16 protein-coding genes and 1 pseudogene are annotated in these 19,592 nt (G+C 67.8%); 5 read left to right on the top strand and 12 right to left on the bottom strand.

All coding sequences use genetic code 11. The features are described from left to right. The first annotated feature begins 98 nt into the window (after positions 1–98). Complete coding sequence (locus tag ACFV6H_RS18200; protein ID WP_385542881.1) at positions 99–1,106, top strand: polysaccharide deacetylase family protein; 1,008 nt, start codon at positions 99–101, stop codon at positions 1,104–1,106. A gap of 177 nt (positions 1,107–1,283) precedes the next feature. Here the strand turns inward: ACFV6H_RS18200 and ACFV6H_RS18205 are convergent, their stop codons facing one another. The 3 genes from ACFV6H_RS18205 to ACFV6H_RS18215 form a co-directional block, all read right to left on the bottom strand. Further along, positions 1,284–2,312: a 6-phosphofructokinase gene (locus ACFV6H_RS18205; RefSeq protein ID WP_385542884.1), complete on the bottom strand. Its 1,029-nt coding sequence runs from the start codon at positions 2,310–2,312 to the stop codon at positions 1,284–1,286. Between the two features lie 185 nt (positions 2,313–2,497). Then, entirely contained in the window at positions 2,498–2,950 is a 453-nt protein-coding gene (locus tag ACFV6H_RS18210) for a pyridoxamine 5'-phosphate oxidase family protein (RefSeq protein WP_385542887.1), read from the bottom strand. A gap of 49 nt (positions 2,951–2,999) precedes the next feature. After that, entirely contained in the window at positions 3,000–4,004 is a 1,005-nt protein-coding gene (locus ACFV6H_RS18215; protein WP_385542890.1) for an Acg family FMN-binding oxidoreductase, read from the bottom strand. A 287-nt stretch (positions 4,005–4,291) separates the two neighbouring features. Between ACFV6H_RS18215 and ACFV6H_RS18220 the strand changes: the two genes are divergently transcribed. Then, a complete protein-coding gene (locus ACFV6H_RS18220) occupies positions 4,292–4,945 on the top strand; it encodes a CBS domain-containing protein (RefSeq protein ID WP_385542893.1) in 654 nt (217 codons plus the stop codon). A gap of 185 nt (positions 4,946–5,130) precedes the next feature. Here ACFV6H_RS18220 and ACFV6H_RS18225 read toward each other — a convergent pair whose 3' ends face one another. From ACFV6H_RS18225 to ACFV6H_RS18250, 6 genes are all read right to left on the bottom strand, one after another. Next, positions 5,131–8,607, bottom strand: coding sequence for a phosphodiester glycosidase family protein (locus ACFV6H_RS18225; protein ID WP_385542896.1), 3,477 nt, complete (start codon positions 8,605–8,607; stop codon positions 5,131–5,133). Positions 8,608–9,091: 484 nt separating this feature from the next. Beyond that, positions 9,092–9,916: an NPP1 family protein gene (locus tag ACFV6H_RS18230; protein WP_384987591.1), complete on the bottom strand. Its 825-nt coding sequence runs from the start codon at positions 9,914–9,916 to the stop codon at positions 9,092–9,094. A 309-nt stretch (positions 9,917–10,225) separates the two neighbouring features. Next, complete coding sequence (locus ACFV6H_RS18235) at positions 10,226–10,426, bottom strand: hypothetical protein (RefSeq protein ID WP_385542899.1); 201 nt, start codon at positions 10,424–10,426, stop codon at positions 10,226–10,228. Further along, entirely contained in the window at positions 10,416–11,540 is a 1,125-nt protein-coding gene (locus tag ACFV6H_RS18240; protein WP_385542902.1) for a catalase family protein, read from the bottom strand. The genes ACFV6H_RS18235 and ACFV6H_RS18240 overlap by 11 nt, the downstream gene beginning before the upstream one ends. Before the next feature lie 54 nt (positions 11,541–11,594). Then, positions 11,595–12,947, bottom strand: a complete 1,353-nt coding sequence (locus tag ACFV6H_RS18245) for a Dyp-type peroxidase (protein WP_385542905.1) — start codon at positions 12,945–12,947, stop codon at positions 11,595–11,597. Between the two features lie 155 nt (positions 12,948–13,102). Beyond that, positions 13,103–13,756, bottom strand: a complete 654-nt coding sequence (locus ACFV6H_RS18250; RefSeq protein WP_385542908.1) for a hypothetical protein — start codon at positions 13,754–13,756, stop codon at positions 13,103–13,105. Positions 13,757–14,259: 503 nt separating this feature from the next. Here ACFV6H_RS18250 and ACFV6H_RS18255 point away from each other — a divergent pair. Next, entirely contained in the window at positions 14,260–14,937 is a 678-nt protein-coding gene (locus ACFV6H_RS18255) for a GAP family protein (protein ID WP_385542911.1), read from the top strand. A gap of 85 nt (positions 14,938–15,022) precedes the next feature. Here the strand turns inward: ACFV6H_RS18255 and ACFV6H_RS18260 are convergent, their stop codons facing one another. Further along, positions 15,023–16,552, bottom strand: coding sequence for a BTAD domain-containing putative transcriptional regulator (locus ACFV6H_RS18260; RefSeq protein ID WP_385542914.1), 1,530 nt, complete (start codon positions 16,550–16,552; stop codon positions 15,023–15,025). A 171-nt stretch (positions 16,553–16,723) separates the two neighbouring features. Here ACFV6H_RS18260 and ACFV6H_RS18265 point away from each other — a divergent pair, with 171 nt between their 5' ends. Next, positions 16,724–17,245, top strand: a complete 522-nt coding sequence (locus ACFV6H_RS18265; RefSeq protein ID WP_385542916.1) for an RICIN domain-containing protein — start codon at positions 16,724–16,726, stop codon at positions 17,243–17,245. Positions 17,246–17,531: 286 nt separating this feature from the next. Here ACFV6H_RS18265 and ACFV6H_RS18270 read toward each other — a convergent pair. Continuing rightward, positions 17,532–17,759 (bottom strand): annotated as a pseudogene (locus ACFV6H_RS18270) (cyclase); the annotation flags it as partial. A gap of 615 nt (positions 17,760–18,374) precedes the next feature. Here ACFV6H_RS18270 and ACFV6H_RS18275 point away from each other — a divergent pair. Further along, positions 18,375–19,292, top strand: coding sequence for a hypothetical protein (locus tag ACFV6H_RS18275; RefSeq protein ID WP_385542918.1), 918 nt, complete (start codon positions 18,375–18,377; stop codon positions 19,290–19,292). 33 nt (positions 19,293–19,325) lie between these two features. Here ACFV6H_RS18275 and ACFV6H_RS18280 read toward each other — a convergent pair whose 3' ends face one another. Further along, positions 19,326–19,484, bottom strand: a complete 159-nt coding sequence (locus ACFV6H_RS18280) for a helix-turn-helix domain-containing protein (protein ID WP_385542921.1) — start codon at positions 19,482–19,484, stop codon at positions 19,326–19,328. Positions 19,485–19,592 lie beyond the last annotated feature (108 nt).

Below are 19,592 nucleotides of genomic sequence, written 5' to 3' on the forward strand. Positions count from 1 at the left end.
GTCCCGGCGTGGTGACTGCGCCATCCAGGGGACTGTGCGGTACGGGGGCTCCCGCCGTCGGTAGGGATGGCGCGACACGTTCGCCTTGGAGGTCCCTCATGCGTCACCCGCTCGTCCCGCTCTGCGCCCTGGCAGGCGCCGCCCTGCTCGTCTCGGGCTGTTCCTCGGGATCGTCACCGACCGCCGCGGAACAGCAGGCGGCGGCCTCCGCGGCGGCCAGCCAAGCCGCCGCGAAAGACCCGGCGGAGGTCGGCGCCGACGAGCTCGGCCAGGTGCCGGTGCTGATGTACCACCAGCTCACTGAGAAACCGGCCAGCGTCTACGACCGCACGCCGGCCGATTTCCGGGCCGAGCTGGAGCGCCTCGCCCGGGAGAAGTACGTGCCGGTCACCGCCCGGGACTTCCAGACGGGCCACATCGACATCCCGGCCGGAACGCACCCGGTGGTCCTCACGTTCGACGACTCGACCAACAGCCAGGTGCGCCTCGGCCAGGACGGCAACCCGGCGCCGGACACGGCCATCGCGATCCTGGCGGAGACGGCGAAGAAGCACCCCGAGTTCAAGCCGGTGGCGACCTTCTTCGTCAACGCGGACGCCTTCTCGGCCACCGGTTCCGCCAGGGCGCTGACCTGGCTGAAGGATCACGGGCACGAGGTCGGCAACCACACCGACCGCCACCAGAACCTGCGCTCCCTGGACCAGGCGGGCGCCACGAAGGCCATCGCGGGCGGACAGCAGGCGATCGTGAAGGCCGCGCCCGGGATCCGGGTCACGTCCCTCGCCCTGCCCTTCGGGGCCATGCCCCAGGAGGCCGGCGTCGCCGCGCGGGGAACGGGCTACCGCTACGACGGGGTCTACCTCGTGGGGGCCAACCCGTCGGTCTCGCCGTTCGACAAGGCCTTCACACCCGCCGCGATCCCGCGGATCCGCTCGGCGGGACCCAAGGACGCGGACGCCGAGTTCGGTTCGTCCCGGTGGCTGGACAAGCTCGCCGCCGGGAAGAACTGGTACGTCTCGGACGGGAACCCGAACACGGTCGCCTTCCCACGCGCCTCGCAGGACAAAGTGGCGCCGGCCTTCGCGAAGCAGGCCCTGCCGTACTAGGCCCTAGGGCCCTGGCGGGCGATTCGTGCGTGTGGGGCACGTGGCCCCGGGCCGGACGGTCCGGGGCCACGTCGGCGGACTCGTGCGGCCCGCAAGGCTTGTCGGAGGGTGGGCTGGTCAAGTGCCCAGAGGCCGCGGAGTTGGTGGGAGTTGGCGGCAGGGGCCTTGTGGCCTCGGTCAGCTGCCGAAGAAGACGCCGAACTCCTCGTACAGTTCGGTGGAGACGCGTTTGGGCGCCCGCACGGCGTCCGCGAGCGGGACCCGCACGATGTCCGTGCTCCGCAGGGCCACCATCGTCCCGAAGGCGCCGTCCTTGATCCCTGCCACGGCGTGGAGTCCGAAACGTGTGGCGAGCCACCGGTCGTACGCGCTCGGGGTGCCGCCACGCTGGATATGGCCGAGGACCGTCGTACGGGCGTCCTTTCCCGTACGGCTCTCGATCTCCTGGGCCAGCCAGTCGCCGATACCGGACAGGCGTACGTGCCCGAATTCGTCGCGGGACTCGTCCTTCACCACCATCTGCCCGGCCAGCGGCACCGCTCCCTCCGCCACCACGACGATCGGCGCGTAGTTGATCCTGAAACGGTTCTCCACCCAGACACACACCTGGTCGAGATCGAACTCCCGCTCAGGGATGAGGATCGCGTTCGCGCCTCCCGCGACGCCCGCGTGCAGGGCGATCCATCCCGAGTGGCGTCCCATGACCTCCACGACAAGGGTCCGCCGGTGCGACTCCGCTGTCGTGTGCAGACGGTCGATCGCCTCGGTCGCGATATTGACGGCTGTGTCGAAACCGAAGGTGTAGTCGGTACCGCCGACGTCGTTGTCGATGGTCTTGGGGATCCCGATCAGCCTGACTCCCTCGTCGGAGAGGGCGTTCGCCACGCCAAGGGTGTCCTCACCGCCGATCACGACGAGCGCGTCGATCGCGTGCGCGCTCAGGGTGCCCCTGACACGGTCGACGCCGTCCTCGGCCCGGAGCGGATTGGTACGGGAGGAGCCCAGGATCGTGCCGCCGAGCGGCAGGATGCCACGCACGGCCGCCACGTCCAGCGGCACGGTCAGATCGTTGAGGACACCGCTCCAGCCGTCCCGGAAACCGGTGAACGTCCAGGCGTACTCCTGTACGCCCTTTCGCACGACACTGCGGATCACCGCGTTGAGACCCGGGCAGTCGCCGCCTCCGGTCAGAACTCCCACCCGCATGCCTTCTCCCTCGCCCTCGCGCTCCCACCGGTGCGGAGCACACGCCTCACACCGCCGTGTGTCACGATCCCGATCCGGGTCCGGCGCTCGGCAGCGCTCCACGGGCCCGCCCGCCTCCGCGACGTCCGCGGGTCTCTTCGATCAGGAAACGACACACCGTTCGCCCTCGCCACTCATACGCCCGCTCACTGGCCGGGAGCCGGTACGGGGCCTATGCGGCGGCCCGTCATCCGCGCGGGGAAGATCGACAGCCACAGTCGGCGGTCCTCGCCCGCCCAGGGGGTGGTGTACGCCTGCTGGTCCAGGCCGCGGGCGGCCGCGTCGCCTGTGACGGCGTGAGCGGTGCCGACGACATTGACACTCCATCCCTGGCGCACCGCGTCATCGACATGGTCGACCTCGAAGACGACCTCCTGGTCGGCGGCAGCCGCCGCGGCTGTGCCCGGGGCCGTTCTGTACGCCACCGAGCCGTCCCCCACCACCACGTAGTTGACGGGAACGACAGCGGGACCGTTGTGCGCATACACGGCTACCCTGCCGACACCGTGCGTGGAGAGCAGAGCACGGCACTCCTCCGGGCTCAGCATCGCGAACTCGGGCTCGGGCTCGGGCGAATCCTTCTGAGTTCGATCCGCCATAGTTGATCACATCCCTTGGTCTTCTCCGGCTTCCCTGTCCGCTGCTCGGTCAGTCGCCGAACGTCAGTACGTCCCGTACGGGACGGCGTGGCGTTCGAGGGCCGCGGGGTCCGTATCCCAGGCGCAGGACCATCTGGACATGGCCGGACCCGGAGACCGGGTCGCGCAACAGCCACCGCAGCTCGGGCCGTTCGAGCGCCTGAGTCGCGGGCGCGCCGGCCACTTCGTGCAGTGTGGCGAGGAGCAGGACGCGCTCCATGGCCTGCCCCACGCGCAGCCAGTCCGCCGGTCCGTCCTCCGGCGTGCTCAGCAGGACCAGCTCAGGCTGTTTCTCGAAGTCCGCCACGGGCCTGCCGGGCACCACACCCGTGCCGGCGAAGTCGCGCGTCGGAGCTGTGCCGCCCCGCTTGCGCGGTCCGAAGGCGTAGTCGGGGATTCCCTCGGTGGGTGCATCAGCTCCGGCGCTCCACGTCCACCGGCTCAGCTCGGCTTCCCGGTGGGGGTCCATCCGGTTGTATCCCTCGGCGTCCCGGATCAGATCCAGGACGGACCGAAGGTGCGGACCGGTGAGAAAGGTGAGTTCGGCGCCCTCCTGCCGGGCGGCTTCGCCGAGCTCGCGCCGGACGTTCCCCGGCAGCTCGCGGTCCATGAAGGGGAAGCGACTGGTGTGCCGTTCATGGATCGCCGGGTAGAGCGTGGAGAGTCCTTCGCCCGATGCCACCGCCGCTGTGCCGGCCGCCGCGGAGTCGAGTCGTACGGTTGCCAGGAGCGCCGGAGTCCGAGGGTCGGGCAGCAACACCGTCACCGGGCGGAGGGCCTGGTGCACGGCCGCGACCCGGAGATTCAGCAATGCTGCACCGCACCCTATGTGCAGGCCGGATGTGGTGGGGTCGGAGTGCGGCATGGCGCGGTCAAGGTCGGCGAAGAGCGCGAGCGTACGGCTGTCCGGGCTGTAGTGGAACCGCCAGGGCTGGGCGTTGTGCATGGAGGGCGCGGCCATGGCGTCGAAGACAAGGCCGCCCACCGTTGTTTCGTCGAGCGGGGGTGACAACACGGCTGCTCCCCGGATAGGTGATGCCCTTTCCTCCAGCGTGCTGTCGCGGCCCGGTTCGCGGCAGGGGCCGTAAGGCCCTGTCCCGGGACCTGTCGGGCGGGACCTGTCGGGCCTGGGAGGGGCCGTCCGTACCCCTTCGTTCCGCCGTGAAGGGCCGAGTGGCTCATATCGTCCGGCGGCGGCGCCGGAGACGCTGGAGGCATGGCCGCGTCCGGCGGTCATGGCCGGGAGTGACGGCCAGGAGTGACGGCCATGGGGCCATGAAGGGCCACGAAGGGAGTGAGGACATGGATCACCGCAAGATCGGTGAGCTGATGACCCACGGCGTTGTGAGTGTGCGGCCCGATACACCGTTCAAGGAGATCGCCAGGACGCTCGCGGACCACGACATCAGCGCCGTACCCGTGCTCGATGACGCGGGGCGGCCCGTCGGCCTGGTGTCGGAGGCGGATCTGCTGCGCAAGGCGGCCAACCGGTCCGATCTGTCGGGCAGAACACCGCTGCCGGACCTGGAGGCATGGGAGCGCGCCCGGGTCGAGGGAAGCACCGCCGAGGACATCATGTCGGCCCCGGTGGTCTGTGCGCACCCCGACTGGACCGTTGTGGAGGCCGCCCGCCTCATGGCGGTGCAGAACGTCAAGCGTCTGCCCGTGGTGGACGAGACGGACACACTGCGTGGCATCGTCAGCCGGGCCGACCTGCTCCGTGTCTTCCTGCGGCAGGACCACGCCATCCGGGACGAGATCACCCACGATGTCCTGGTCGGAACGCTCGGCCTCGCCCCGGCGGCTGTCACCGCCGATGTCAAGGAGGGCGAGGTCACACTGCACGGCACGCTGGAGGACGCCCGCCTGGTCCCCGTACTGGAGCGGCTGTGCGAGAGCGTGGACGGTGTCGTCTCGGTCTCCCAGGACCTGAAGCACCCGGCCACAAGGCAGTGACCCGCGGCTGTCGATGGTTCGGTCAGCCGCCGAGTCGGAGCCGCACATGCTTGTGGTTCCGGCGGCATCGCGACCGGGCGGCGCTGGGGGCGAGCACGTGCGTGCTCGCCCCCAGCCGGGCCACCTCGCGTATCAGACCGTTCGGAAGCCGATCCGCGGCGGCTGCCTGCCGGTGTTGGTGACGGTTACTTATCGCCGTGCTCGGCCGGCACGACCTGGATGGTCTTCGAGGTCGTGATCGGCGCGAGTGAGCTGTCGTCGGTGTAGGCACGCATGGAGTCGTTCGTCACCGTTACGGTCACCGAGCCGGGCTGCAGCGCGGTGAGCATCCGGGTCTGCGGGTCGAGGATCGCGACCTTGCCCTGGCGGCGGGCGTCGTCGACGGCGTTCTTCCCGCTGCCGATCGCCAGGTTGGACGAGCCGCTCCAGTCGACCGACATCGGGTACCGCAGCGGCACCACACGCGAGCCTGTCGACACTCCCTGGGGCTGCACGATGCTGCCCGAGAGCTGCGCCGTGTTGTCGATCTCAACCGTGGCCGGGGTGTTGAGCGTGATCGACTGCGCGAAGGCGCGCACGTCGGCCTTGAACCACTGCTGTGTCGCGTCCCGGCTCGCGTCGACGGACCAGTCGACCCAGCCGGTGAAACCGCCGCGGTCCGGCGTGCCGTACGGGTCCTTGCCGGAGGACGGCAGAACCGTGTAAGGCACACCCTCAAGGCGGTGGACGTTCGCTATCTGGGCGTGGGAGCCGACCATCGCGGCACCCTTGCGTGAGGAGTCACGGAAGTCCGTGAGCATGTTCTCGATGAGCGCGGCCTCGTCGCGGTCGCCGAGCTGGCTGGACTTGGAGTCGGCGGGGTCGTCCACCGGGTGGTGGGCGAACACCATGACGTTGCGTACCGACTTGTCCTTCTCGGCGTCGGCGAGCGCTTCCCGCATCATCGGGAGCTGGTCCCACGCCGTCCCGCGCAGCGATCCGAGGGAGCTGGCGAGCAGGATGAACCGCGTGCCCTTGTGGTCGAACGTCCGGTACGGCCGGCCGAACTCGGTGGTGAAGTTCGTCAGATCGCTCTGGACGTTGTTGAGGCCGTAGGACTCGTGGTTGCCCGGCACGTAGTAGCACGGGATCGAGCCGGCCTCCGGGGCCGGAGTGCTGTCCGGCGCCGGCTCCTGGCCGACCGGGATGAGGTCGCACCCGGCGTCGGTCAGCACCTGGCGGGCCAGCGCGAGGTCCTGCGGCAGGCCGCGGTCGGTGATGTCACCGTTGAGGACGAGCAGGTCCGGGTCGGTCTTGCGGATCCGCTGGATGGCGGCCGTCGCGACCTGGGTCAGTGCCGGGTTGTCGGCCGTGAACTGCACATCCGACAGTGTGGCGAACTGCCACGTCTTGCGGCCGACGAGCAGCGAGCCGTCGTCGGAGACGATCGGGTCGGCCTGGAGGTCGGGCTGGGCGGGCAGGTCGACCGACGTCGGGACGTCGGCCTCGATGCGGTCCAGGACGAACGTGCCCGCCTTCTGCTGGGCGACGTTGGTGTTGATGCCCTGGAAGCTTGAGATCGCGATCGGGAACGCCGCGGTCGCCGGCACCGTGAACGTGGCGTTCTGCCAGTCGCTGCTCGCGGTCAGGGCGGTGCCGTAGACGCCGCCGCTCTTGCCGGCCGCGTCGGTGTAGCCCAGGTAGGTCAGACCGCTCGGCACGCTGATGCTCGACTTGATCCGCACCCGCACGCGCAGCGGCTGGCCGGGAACCGGGACGCGCTGGGCCGCCGATGCCGCCGAGATGCCCACGTTGCGCATCGCGTTGAAGTCGATCCGCAGGCCGTCGGGGTCCGCCGAGAACTTCGTGGCCGCGGTGCTGTTGTTGCGCCAGCGGGCGAGCACGTCGTCCTCGAAGTCGTAGACCGTCCTGGTCTGAACGCCGACCGTGATCGGGAGCTGGACCGACTTGCCGGCGACCGAGAGCTTGAGGATCGTGCTCGCGTTGGCGAGCGGGGTGACCTTCAGCTTGCCGTTCGCGGGCCGGACGTCGACGACGCTGTGGTCGTAGTCCAGCGCGAGGTCCCGCGGGTCGATCGGGGCGGTGTAACCCTGGGCGTCGCGGCCGGTCACGGAGACGGTGGCCGCCTGCTCGGGTGTCGCGTCGGCCATCGACAGGAGCTGGGACGACAGTTCCACGCTGTTGAGCGGGCCGAGGACGGTGACCTTCGCGTCCTCGTGCTCGCCGCCCACCTGCGCCTTGACCTTGATGGTGCCCGCCTCGGCCGGGGCCGTGAGCGTGCCGTCCTCGACGGACGCTTCGTCCGCGGACCACTGTACGGACTTCTGGTCGACCGGCACCGGGGTCTCGTGCTTGTCGAGGCCCCGCACGACGAGTGCGCGGCGCAGCCCCGGGAAGACCCTCGCGTCGCCGTCGGCCGACGCCGCACCTGGCGCGGGCTTGACGAGGATCTCGTGCAGCTTGCCGTCGCCCTTCGCGACGAACACCCCGACGCCGTTCGGGTCGTTGCGCTCGTGGCCGTCGGACGGGGCGTTGCGGACGGTCGCGTCGTCCTCGCCGAGCGCGCGGGCGACCATCGTGGTCGAGCCGCCGCCGTCGAGGTTGACCGCCGTCTCCACGCCCATCGCGGCGAGGTCACGCGCCTCCTTGTCGATTCCGACGCCGCCCTTGCCGGTGCCGCCCGGGCCGTCCCAGGTGGCGAGCACGAGGGTACGGCCGCCGTCCTTGAAGCCGAGCGCGGTGCGCGGGGCGATCGAGGTGTCGAGGCCCTTGACGACCTGGCCGCCGGAGACGACGGTGCCGCCGTGTCCGATCGCGAACCGCATCGTCTTGGCAACGTTGTCGGCGAGCCCGTAGCTGAGCGTCGCCGGGTCGCCGGGCTGCAACGTGCGGATCGCGGTCGCCGCGGCGCCGCGCCCGACAAGGATGAAGGCGCCGTCCGGGATCGTCCCCGAGCCCGCGGGACCGTTCGGCGTGACCGACACGACCGAACCGTCCTTGACCAGGACCTCGGCGATCTGGTCGTTGGCCACGCCGGTCAGGGCCCCGTTGCGGCTGTAGTCGCCCCAGGCGGACGTGAACGCGACCATGCCGTCCGCGGGGATTCCGCCGCCGTTCGCGGCGTTGATCGACAGGACTTTGTGGCCCGCGCCCGCGAAGTTCGCCGTCGCGTCGACCGAGAGGTCCACGAGCTGGGTGATGCCGTCCTTGCTGACGCCGACGTGCTTGCGGCCGCCGGTGATGTCGGCGGTCTTGAGGAGTTCGCCATCCTGGATCTCGCCACCGAGCGCCGCGTTGGAGTTGCCGATGTCGAAGAAGTCGCCGTTGACACCCGCGACGGCGCCGGCCTTCTTGGCGGCCTCGCTGAGCGGCCCGCCGGACGCGACCGGTCCGGAGGTGAGCAGGTCGGTGCTGACGTCCTTGTCGGACAGGTTCACGGTCAGGAACTGCGCGTCGTACCAGCCCTTCTGGTCAAGCGCCTTCACATGTTGCAGGTTGATCCCCGGACCGATCTTCTCGACCGTGTTGATCAAAGGGATCCCGCCGGTGACCGGCGCGGGCCGGCTGTCGTCCGCGTACGCGACGGCAGGTGCGGCCGCCAGCGCGGTCGCCGTGGCGAGCACCACCAGCAGTGGCCTCGTATACCGATGGTTCAAGACCATCAATTTCATTGGAACCTCGGGTCAAAAGATGACGCGGAGGCAGAACAGCCCCCGCCACGCCCAGTTCGACGGGCGCGCACCCGATTAGAAAGATCAACTGAGAAGCACGGATGACGCCATCACGAGCCCGCAATGAACCCTCGCTGTGAAGTGGCACCTTGATGACCTGGCGGGTTCTTGGCGACGGCGGGGTATCCGGCCTTTACCGGAAGTCCCTCGGCGCGTCGGTGTGTTGTGGCTGACCGGATCTTGTTCGAGGCGTAGCGCGGAAGGTGCTCCCGGCTCCCCCGACCACCGCCTGCTCCCCAGCGCCCCGGGCATCGCAGGTCAGACAGGGGCACTGAATCAAGCGGGCGGTGGTCAGGGCCGCGACGGCATCGCGGGTGCCCGAACAAAAGGCTGACCTTGCTATATCGGGCAATCACGGAGGACAGTCACCGGGCCGCGCTGTTTCGCCAGCCGCCGCGGTTCCACGGTCCTGCTGTCAGGCCCAGGGGTCGAAAGCGATGCCGGACGGCTTGGAGGCGTTCAGGAGGTTCCGGAAGCGGTCGTCCTTGTCCGTGGTCTTGATGGTGGCCGACCCGAAGTCCGCGTTGTTCAGGCGGTCCCGCAGAGAGGTGCTGGGCCACCCGTTCCAGTCCACGATGGGGGGCTGGCGCCAGTTGTGGTAGTGGTTCTCCGCCGGCTCGTCATTGCTGTTGGCGAGCCGGAAGAAGTGGGTGCCCAGACCTTCCTTGTGGTAAACGACCTTCGGGTGGGAACCGTCGAAGCGCACCTGCGAACGCGGATAGGTGACCTGGCTGGAATGCTGAGTGGTCGTGACGTATTCCACCTGGTTGGACGCCTGGTTGATCCAGGAGATCACGTGCTCGAAGTCATGGCGGTGGCCACCGAGTCCGCTGCCGGGGAGGGCCTGGTCCTTCTCGAAGTAGCTGGCGTACACGACCGCACACCATCCGTTGTTGCACTTCGAGCGGGCGTAGGTCTGGGTCCGGTCCAGGTCGGACTGGTCGCGGCAACTGCCGTTGACCGCGCCCGAGGTGTTCAGACCGGGATTGAGCGATCCGTCGGGCGCGATGGCGGCAACGGGGTAGCAGCCATCGCCGTCGTAGTCATACGCGGGCGAGAAGGACGCCTCATAACCCCCGGCGTTCTGGGGCAGGTTCGGCAGATTGTCGGCATGAGCCACTGACGACGGCAACACCACAGTCAGGACCGTGGCACCGAGCAGCGCCCCCAGCCAGGACCGCTTCCGCTTGAAATACGCCAGAGCCGACCTACCCGCTCCGGGCGATGACAAATTGTCCATGTCCGTCCTCTCGGATGACTCAGCGAGCAGTCGGCGCAGTGCGCCGACGCGGCCGAGTGATGGCTACCGAGAGCATCCCCGATGAGAGTGTCCATGACAGGTTCTTCTGAAGACCACTCCGGTGAACCGCTCCTGAACAAGATCGATCCCTCCCGCGGCGGCCACAATCCTCATTCCGTCCAGGTACGGCTGTACGGTCGGCCCCGCCCAGCGTTGCGGCCCGGGAAGCGCCCGGCCGGGTCAGCGGGACGTCGCGGTCGCGGCCCGGCACGGGCCCCGTCGAGAGACCCGGGTGCTCGCGACCGGCGGCTACCAGAACCTCGCGGTGCCGCTCGCGGCGACTGCGCACGCCTTGTCGCAGGAGAACGTACCCGTGACCGGGCCGAGATGCTGCGCCTTGCCGCAGGTCATTCCCTGGGCGGCGAGACGCTGCCCAGGGACGACGTCCAGTTCACGCAGGGCGGATGGCAGAACCGTAGCGTCGCGGTGGTGGGCCCGGTCAGGCGCCAAGCACCTCGCCGGCGCTGCGGGGCTCTGTGCGCGCCTGCTGGTTGAGCTTGTGGCGCGCGATGGAGGATCGCCGGTAGACCTCCTTGCGGGCCCGCATGATGTTGCCCAGGGGCGCGTGCTCGGCGGTGACCCGCCAAGGTGTGAAGGACAGTGAGTCCATCTTCTCCAGGTTTTCCGGGCCGGAGATGTCCTGCTGCGGCAGTCGCAGCTTCGCCACGGTGACGGACGGCGAGAGGTGCTCGGGCCACTCCACGGTGGTGTCCTCCACCGGCATGCGCTCCAGGTCGGTGCAGAGCTGGACCTGGATGTCGAAGGCGTAGGGCCTCTCCCGCAGCTCGGCTTGCAGGGCCGGTCGGAAGACCTCTGCTGCCGAGGCCGGGTCGATGGTGCGCCGGACCACCGCGGCGGCGAAGGACGGGTCGGGGGTGATGCGCACCTTGGCGATGTAGTCCCCGTGCCGGATCGCGCCCATGGTCCAGTAGCTCGACAGCAGCAGGTTTGCCGGAGGGGTCTTTGCCAGGCGCAGGAAGGCCAGGAACTCGTCCCACGCCCAGTTGTCCTGATCCAGCGTTCCCTTTCCGGTCACGAAATCAGTGAAGAATCGATGCGCGCCGGGTCGGCCCTGGGAGAAGTAGGCCGGCGCGTTCAGGAACAATTCCTGGATGAACAGGTAGTGCTCAACTGTGTTGCAGAAGAAGATCGGTCCGTTGATGTTGGCGTAGTCGAATGTGCCCGTGTCCGGTTCGTCTTCCAGCAGGGTCGGGCCGGGGATGTCGAAAATCTTCAGTGCCAGTCCGGTGGCGGCGCCCAGTCGCGCGTCGGCTCCGGCGTGGGGCGAGCCGTTGGAGAAGCGGACGAGTGCATCGTGGGTTCCCGGAGTCGCGTAGATGCCTTGGGCGTACTCGGAGGGAAGCCCGTCCAGGATCTCCACCTCCCCCCGCACCAGCCCGTAGCCCTTGGCGTGGGCGTCGCGGAGGGCCCGTCCGGTGCCACCGGCGCTCACCGACTCGGCGATGTAGCTCTCGGTCTTTTCGATCACCATCTGCACGTTGCGGTCGAAGTGCGGGTCATCGTCTTCGACGTCCGGCGTGTAGCGGACGAACTGTGCTGCCATGGCTTCGACCTCTCCTCGGAGACCGTGGTGGACCTCGGAGGGTGGGGATTGCCCTCAGTCCTCCAGTTCGGCGAGCCAACGCAGGGCACGCAGACCCGGCAGGAAGCAGTACTCGCCGCCGCGGGTGACCACGAAGCTGGGCAGATTCTGCAGGCGACGCCGGACCGGCTTCTCCGGGATGGTGACGCTGCCCGTTCCGTCGTGATGCCCGGCCACCGGGTCCTTCTCGCCGGGGTGGCCGATAAAGTTGCCGTCGTTGACCCATTCGGCCTTGATGAACTCAAACTGCCGTTCCAGGTGGGCCCCGATGAATGCTCCGACCAGGCCGCGGTCGGCGCCGTCGTCCTCCAGCACGCCCTCGGGCAGCGGCGGGCCGTAGGTGGTGCCGCGGCGGATGAGGCGGTGCATCCGCGCGTCGCCGACGATGGTGGAATCGCGAGGGTTGGTGCGCCGGATGTGCGCACCTGCGGGGCACCGGAACCCGCGATCGTCGTTCTCCCGGTACAGGAAGTTGTTGACGCGGTGCGGATCGGCCGCCAGCTCCGGATCATCGTGCTCCGGCGTCAGCGTCAGCGGCGCCCCGCTGGGCCAGCGCCCGACCATCTTCGCCGCCAGGAGCGCCTCCTCCTCGGCGCTGGAGCTGTTCGCGCGCAGGTAACGGCGCCAGGCCGCCACGTTGGTGTGGATCTTGCGCACGGCCACGTAGGTCCCGTTGCGCCCCAGCACATCGGGGCTGGGCATGGGCGGCAGGCTGCCGGTTTCGTCGGGGTAGCCGAGGATGAACTCGCCGGCCTTGATGGGGACTTCCCGCGGATTGGAGCCGGGCAGCCCCACGCCCTCGATGTTCGGATGGCTGATGCCGTCACGGAAGCCGAAGGTGGTGCGCCCGGTCGGGAGCTGGTGGACCTCCTGCTGCCAGATCACCTGGACACCGGGCGTGTCCTCGTAGGCGACACGGGCCCGCTCCAGCTCCCTGCCCAGCTGTGCCGCATCGGACGAGAGGGCACTCAACGCGATATGGACATCGCCCGTTCCGAACGGTGCCTCCCAGTGGGCCGGTGCACTCTCGCCCACGTCACCGATCAGCTCCGCCCGAGCGGCCATGCCCTCACGGAACGCCCGCGGAAAGCTGGCCAGCGACTCCCGAGGCACCCCCAGGGCCCTCAGCCCCTGATAGGTGAACGCCACAGCCACCCAGGCATCCTGGCTCCGGTCCACGCTGGGCAGGCCGCCCGAGGTCACCGGGAGCAGCCGCCGCAGCAGGGCGCGCCCGGCACGGCGGTCATCCACGCGCAGGAAGATGAACCTTCCCTCGTACGGCACGGGCCTCGGACGCAGTGCGCCGCTCTGGACGTCGTCGATCTCCACGCCCACGCCGGCCGCGCTGCTGCTGTCCGCGGTGTTCATGATCGCTTGTGCCTCCACATAGGTCCATGTGCACGGACGGTCCTGCCTATGTGCACCGAAGTCCCGCAGCGGCCGGTGCGCGCCCGCCGACGCCGTCCACCGATGGCGGGCCGGGTCCGAGAGTCGGCTGTGTCCGCCTTTTAACCTGCGGCTTCTTAACCTGCGGCTTCCTCCAACAGCTTCTGGAAGGCAGGCGTGGCCAGCAGCTCGGTGTTCGCCGGGTTGTCCAGCGCCGCCCGGAATTCGGGGGTGTCCAGCACCGCCTGGAACGCCTCGCTCACGCGCTGGTCCTTCCAGACCTGCTGAACGGTCAGATCGGGATAGGAGCTGACGAAGACTCCCGCGGGCGCCTGGTGGGCGACGAACCAGTCCTTCACCCCCGGATCGGCGACGCCGGGGAACCCTTCGGTGTGCGAGAAGACCTTGTCGAAGCGGTCCCCGACTTCCGTCTGGGCGAAGTCGTCGATGTAGGTGTCCCAGGAGCCGTCGAAGACGCTGGCGAACATGTGCCGGGTGCCATTGTCGAAAATCACATGCCGTGCGTCATGCAGGGTGCCGATCTGGCGCAACGCCGCATGGACGCGTTCATCAGCTGTCGCGTCGGCAAGCGCGGCAAGATCCTCACGCAGCGCGTCCGCATGGCCCGGCTTGATCTCGGTGAAGACGGTGAACTCGCTGCAGACCCCGTCCGACCTGCCCGGGCGCTCAGGGTGAGCCCTTTGGGTTGCACCTGTCGTCGCAGTCATCGTGGAACTCTCCTGCCACGGATCGGTGCGAGGGTCGCCAAGCGCCCGAACATGGGGCGCCATCGCCCTCACCTCTTCATCGTGACCGCATACGAGCCGCCTCGCATCCCAAACATTCTCGGGTTCCGGCTTGCTGCCGAGCGTGATGGAGGCACCACCGCGGGCAACGAACAGGCCAAGGCCCTCGGAGCTCCGAGAAGCTCCCGAGGACAGATTCGTAGGAGCGCAGGATCATGGAATATGGGCCTGCCGGGTTCGTCGTCGTCACATTCTCGGGGCAACTGCTTTCCGCATGGCCGAGGAGGACAGCCACGGAGCCGACCACGTACCCGCGGCGCGGCTCTGTCTACGCCCCCGTGAGCCCGGATGGGGCGACGAGACGCTCCTCTGAGAAAAGCCGTCCGACGGCTTCCTGAGAGGCTGCGGACCCGTCCCAGGGCCCTTTTTCACACGTCCCGGATGCGTCCACGACAGTCCCACGGCTCCGCGTTCAGGCGATCGGGTCACCCACTCCCGTAAAACGTCGCTCAACTCGACAGCCGCTCCGACCCCACCTGGAGGCAATCATGGGCAAGGTTCTCGGTGACGTACTGGGTCTTGCGGCCGGCGTGGCGATCAGCCCGCTCCCGATCATCGCAATCATCCTCATCCTCGCCACGCCTCGGGGACGTCTCAACGGACTCCTCTTCACTGTCGGCTGGATCCTGGGACTCTCGGCACTGGGCGCGGTGATGCTGGCGATCGCTTCCCCCGCAGGTGCCTCCGCCCACAATCACCCGGCCACCTGGGTGGGAGCCCTCAAGCTCGCTCTGGGCGCGCTCCTCGTCCTCTTCGGCGCCCGGCAGTGGCACCAGCGCCCCGCGGATCCCTCGCAGGCCCAGTTGCCGAAGTGGATGGGCGCGATCGACCGCCTCACGCCGGTCAAGGTCTTCGGACTCGGAACGGCACTGGCCGCGCTCAACGCCAAGAACGCCCCGCTGACCATCGCCGCCGGCGCCGCGATCGGCTCAGCCGGACTGCCGGTCGGGCAGCAGATCGGGTCGCTGGCGATCTTCGTCCTGATCGCCACCCTCGGCCTGCTGGCCCCACTGGGAATCTTCCTGCTCGGAGGAGAGCGAGCGAAAACCACGCTCGGCAGTTGGAAAGACTGGGCAGCCCAGCACAATGTCGCCGTGATGGCGGTTCTGTTCTTCGTCCTCGGGCTGAAACTACTCGGGGACGGCATCTCCATCCTCACCTCCTGACAGGCCCACCCACGCGCAACGGCGCCCGTACGAGCTGACGCGACAGACCGCCGAAAGAATCCAACTCACCACACTGAACACGGTCTCAGGGCTTGAGGAGGTGCTCGAAATCTTTCGCCTGTGTCCCGTAGCGCGTGTTTGAGCCCTCCAGGACGGCCGCCTTCAGAACATCAACTCTTACATCCGCAACGTTACGGGGGGATGTGATGCCGGGCGTGTGCTCGTAGTTCGAGACAATGACGTCGAGGTAGACCGGCGCTTCGAGTTGCCATCCACGGAGCAGGAGCATTTGAGAAATTGCCGGGTAGGGCGTGTAGAGCGGATTGACGAGCCAGGTACGCAATACGGCCTCTGAGACACTGAAATCTACGCCGGCTCTGCCCAGCGCCTGGATCACAGCGGGGGCGAGCGGCGGCGCGTTCTGGTCCGGGTTCAGCTTTATGAGCTCGTCGTAGAGTCGCACCGCGTCGACGATTGTCGCCTGTGCGTCTTTTGGTCTTCCCTCTTGGTCGAACTTCTGGGCGGTGGAGAAAAGCACTTGCGCGCGTTCGATCGAGGGCGAGATCGACGGTGAACCGTTGCACTTGTCCCGCTGGAAGGTGTGCACCGACCCGATCGCCGCGGGCAGGACGACCACGACCAGGGCGGCCAGCATGGTGCGTCGAAGGGGCAGCTGTAACCGCACCCGTCTCGGTGGTGTGCCGGTCGCGACCGCATTGACGCGCCCGGACATGGTGGGTAACTCGTCGCCGTCCGCGGGAGCGGGAGCGGGACCGGGCCCGTATTGGGCTACTGCGGAAGTCGAGACTGCGGGATGCGGCTGCGGGGTTGGCGGCGTGACAGTCCTTACCGCTGTGACGGAATCCCTGGACGGGGTCGGCAGTTCGCCGTGCAGGACGGCCTGATGCAGGGCACGTAGCTCGGGACCGGGGTCGGTGCCCAGCTTGTCGGCCAGCCGTTGCCGGACGGCGGCGTAGCGGTCGAGGGCTTCCGCACCCCGCCCAGTCGCGTGCAACGCTCGCATGAGCAGGGCTTCGAAGGGCTCGACCAGCGGATACTCAGCGGCGAGATCGGGCAACGTGTTGATCACTGCGGTGGGACGGCCGAGTCGAAGCTCGATCTGCGCCCACTGCACCACCGCGTCCAACCGTCGCTGGTGCCAACTGTCCCGGACCTGCGCGGCCCATTCTCCAGGAAGACCGGCCAAGGGCGATCCCCGCCATAAGAGCAACGCCTCAGCGAGCGCGGCGGCACGAGCGTCATCGCCGAGCCACCGGTCGCTTCCTTGCCCGGCCAAGCGCCGGAATCGGTGCAGATCCGCCAGATCCGGGTCGACGTCCAGCACATAGCCGGCGTGCCGACGTTCGATCCGCACCGCCGTCCCATCGGCGAGAGTGGCCGCCTGCGTCAGCAGCCGCCGGATCCGGCTCAGGTGCGAATACAGCACGGCTCGGGGATCGGCGGGCGGGGTGTGGTCCCAGACCCGGTTGATGAGTGTCTCAATCGCGACCGGTCTTCGCGCGTCGACGACCAGCGCGGCCAGGACCGCCTGCTGCCGCGGCGTCCCCACCTCGAGCGACTGGCCCGCAGACCGTAACTCCATCTCTCCGAGCATGCGGAATTCCACTTGTTCCCCCCAAGTGATCGACTGTGCGTGAAAAGCAGTCAGAGTCCCGATGCTGGCTGATCCGCAAGGTCGCCGCAAGGTTCGCGAGCAGGGTGTGACGTCATGGTGGAGGCGGCTGAGCCGACTGGCCCGGCAGGGACCACCTCAAGGGGAGAAGCAATGCGAATTCGTAGCATCGCGTCGGTGTCAGTGGCCGCCGTGGCCATGGGAATGGCGCTGGCCACGACACCCGCGCAAGCGGCGGCCACCGTCTCGTACGGCCCCTATCAGTTCAAGAATGACTACAGCCACCTGTGCATGGATGTGGCCAACGGTTCAAAGGCCGACGGTGCCCGGATCCAGCAATGGGACTGCTACGGCGGGACGCCGGAGAAGTGGCGACTGGACGTGGTCAGCACCATCAATGGCGTGAACTACTACGCGTTCGTCAACATGAACAGCGGCAAGTGCCTCGACGTCCCGAACGGCAGCACCACCCCGGGCGTCGAACTCCAGCAGTGGACCTGCTGGAGCGGCGACATGCAGCAGTGGGCGCTGTACACGGCCGGCACCAACTCCTTGACCATCAGGAACCTCAAGAGCGGTCTCTGCGTGGACGTCAAGAACTGGGGCGGTGCGGGTGCGGCCCTACAGCAATGGAACTGCAACAACCTCACAGTGCAGACCTGGCAGTACAGCTGATACTCGCCGGGATGGGACGGCTGGTACAGCCCGCGTATAGATGGTGAGACAGACGGTGAGCTCCGCCGCGCTCTGTGGAGGGCGGCGGAGGGCCGACGGTAGGCGCACTTCCCCATGCGCGGCTCAACGAGCCGTCACCACATGGGCCACCGTCGTGAGCTCACGATTTCCGGCGCATCGCGCCAGATACGGTTGTACGAGTTGATGAACGCTTCCTCGATGCCTGTGACCAATGAGGACGTGCCCGCAACTCCCCGGTGGAGGCGGCGACGGTGGCGGTCGCGGTGGTGGTGGCGTTTCCGGCGAGCGCGATGACCCGCCGCATGGCGGGCTGAGCGTGCAGGTCCGCCGACAGTTCGTAGCCTCCGACGGTGTCCGTGATGGTGGGGCACGGACGGAAGTTGTTGAACTGACGCATCGCCAGGTATTCCCACACCTCGGGGACGTGGTCCGTCCGGGCCCAGGAAGCCTCGGCGAGGTACCCCATGTGCAGACGGGCCATGTCGTGCCGGAATGGCACGCTCGGCCGGCCCGGAGGGTCCAGACCGGCGTGGCCACCGGGCAGGGCAGGCATTCCAGGGTCCGGTCTTACGTTCGGATCAGGCCGGATGCGGCCGGATCAGGGCACGGTGCCGGGGCACACGAGCCGGGCAAGATCCAAACGAGAGGGCCTGGTCCGCCGCTGATCGATCACTCCCCCAGAAGCCTCGCCGGCAACGCAGAGGCTCGGCTGTGACAGTCCCTGCCGATCACCCGCCTTTCAATTGCAGACCACGCTCACCCGAACGGATGTACGCCGTCTTCGGTGACAAGCCCTTGTTCCTCAGGCCGTGCCAGACCGTCGCGCAGCGGTTCCGCCCCGCGCCGAGGAGCTGACCATGCGACAGGAAGGCGGTGCCTGGTCAGCAAGGGAACGCCAAGATCGCAGAGTGGACACAGACCGTCTGACCTGCGGAAACCATGGTCAGAGAGATGACTGCCAACTTGCCGGGAGACACCCATGAAGATACTGATCTTCGTGGCCGAATTTGGTGCGGCCGCAGGTCAGAACCATGCTGAGGCCATGGAGGTCAGCAAAGACCCAGCATGAGCGGAGACCGGCACCTTGGCGACCAAACTTTGCCACGGGATGGGCACCTACTTCAAGATCTGTGCCTGTACGAGGCAAAGCGAATGCCCGCACCCCTACGCCATACGTTACCGTGACGCCGCTGGCCGACAGCGCGAAGAGACGGGTTATCCCAAACAGCAGGACGCGCTCAGTCGACTGACAACGCTGTACAACGAGAAGCGGAACACTCCTCGCCAGCAAGCGGAGCTGAAGCGAGAAACCGGGAAGAAGCGTTTCGGCGAATACGCTTCTCAGTGGCTGACGCGGCAACGGCACTACGCGAGCGGGAGCACCCGAACCGTCAATCAACTGCTGCAGGCGCAGATCCTCCCGGTTCTGAAATCCCGCCGAATCAATACCTTCACCTCGTCAGTCGTCGAAGACTTCATCATGGCGATGGAGGAGCAAGAAGTCGGCCTCGCCACCCAGCAGAACGCCTTCGACGTCCTCAAGAAAATCCTGCTGGACGCCAAGCGCAAGGGTGGCATTTCTGAAGACCCCTTTGACGGGGTCATCCCTCGTGAGTACATACCCCGGCAGGTGACCATCCCGACGCTGGACGAGATCCACGCCCTCAAGCAAGCCGCCTCCGAAGGACTGCGGGTGGTCATCGACCTGATGTCAGGCTGCGGTCACCGTAACGGCGAAGCCTACGCTGCCAACGTCGAGCGCCTGGTGGCAACCGACGTCTATCGCATCACGGAACAAATCGACGGCGTCGCCCGCCAACCAGCACGACTCAAGCATCGCAAGCCCGGAGAGTTCCGTGAGGTCCCGATGGCAACCGTCGTCCGCGAATCACTGCTTGACTACGCCGAGCGCCACGGCACCGATCAACACGGCTACCTGCTTCGCACCCAGCGGAGCCCCTACTGGGCCCACACGACATTGCAATATCAGTGGGATGCCGCCAAGCTGCTCAACGTGGGCCTGTAACAGATGGGGTCCGGGCCTACGGCCCGGACCCCATCACACCACCCTCTGCTGCCTCGCCCAACGATCCAAATCCTCGATCTTGAACTTCAGCCTGCCGCCGAAGTAATACCGCGGAATCCCATGACGTCGAGACTCCCGGTACATCCAACGCTCGCTTACATCGAGATACTCCGCAGCGGCGGTGATGCCCACAAACCTACGGTCCATTCGCCCTCCCGGGTCCGGTCGAGCAGAGAGTATCCACAGATTCCGGCCGCACCCAGCACATGGAATCCGACGTCAGCAAGCAACTACGAGAAG

It is taken from the genome of Streptomyces sp. NPDC059743, assembly GCF_042732975.1.
Classification (GTDB): Bacteria; Actinomycetota; Actinomycetes; order Streptomycetales; family Streptomycetaceae; genus Streptomyces.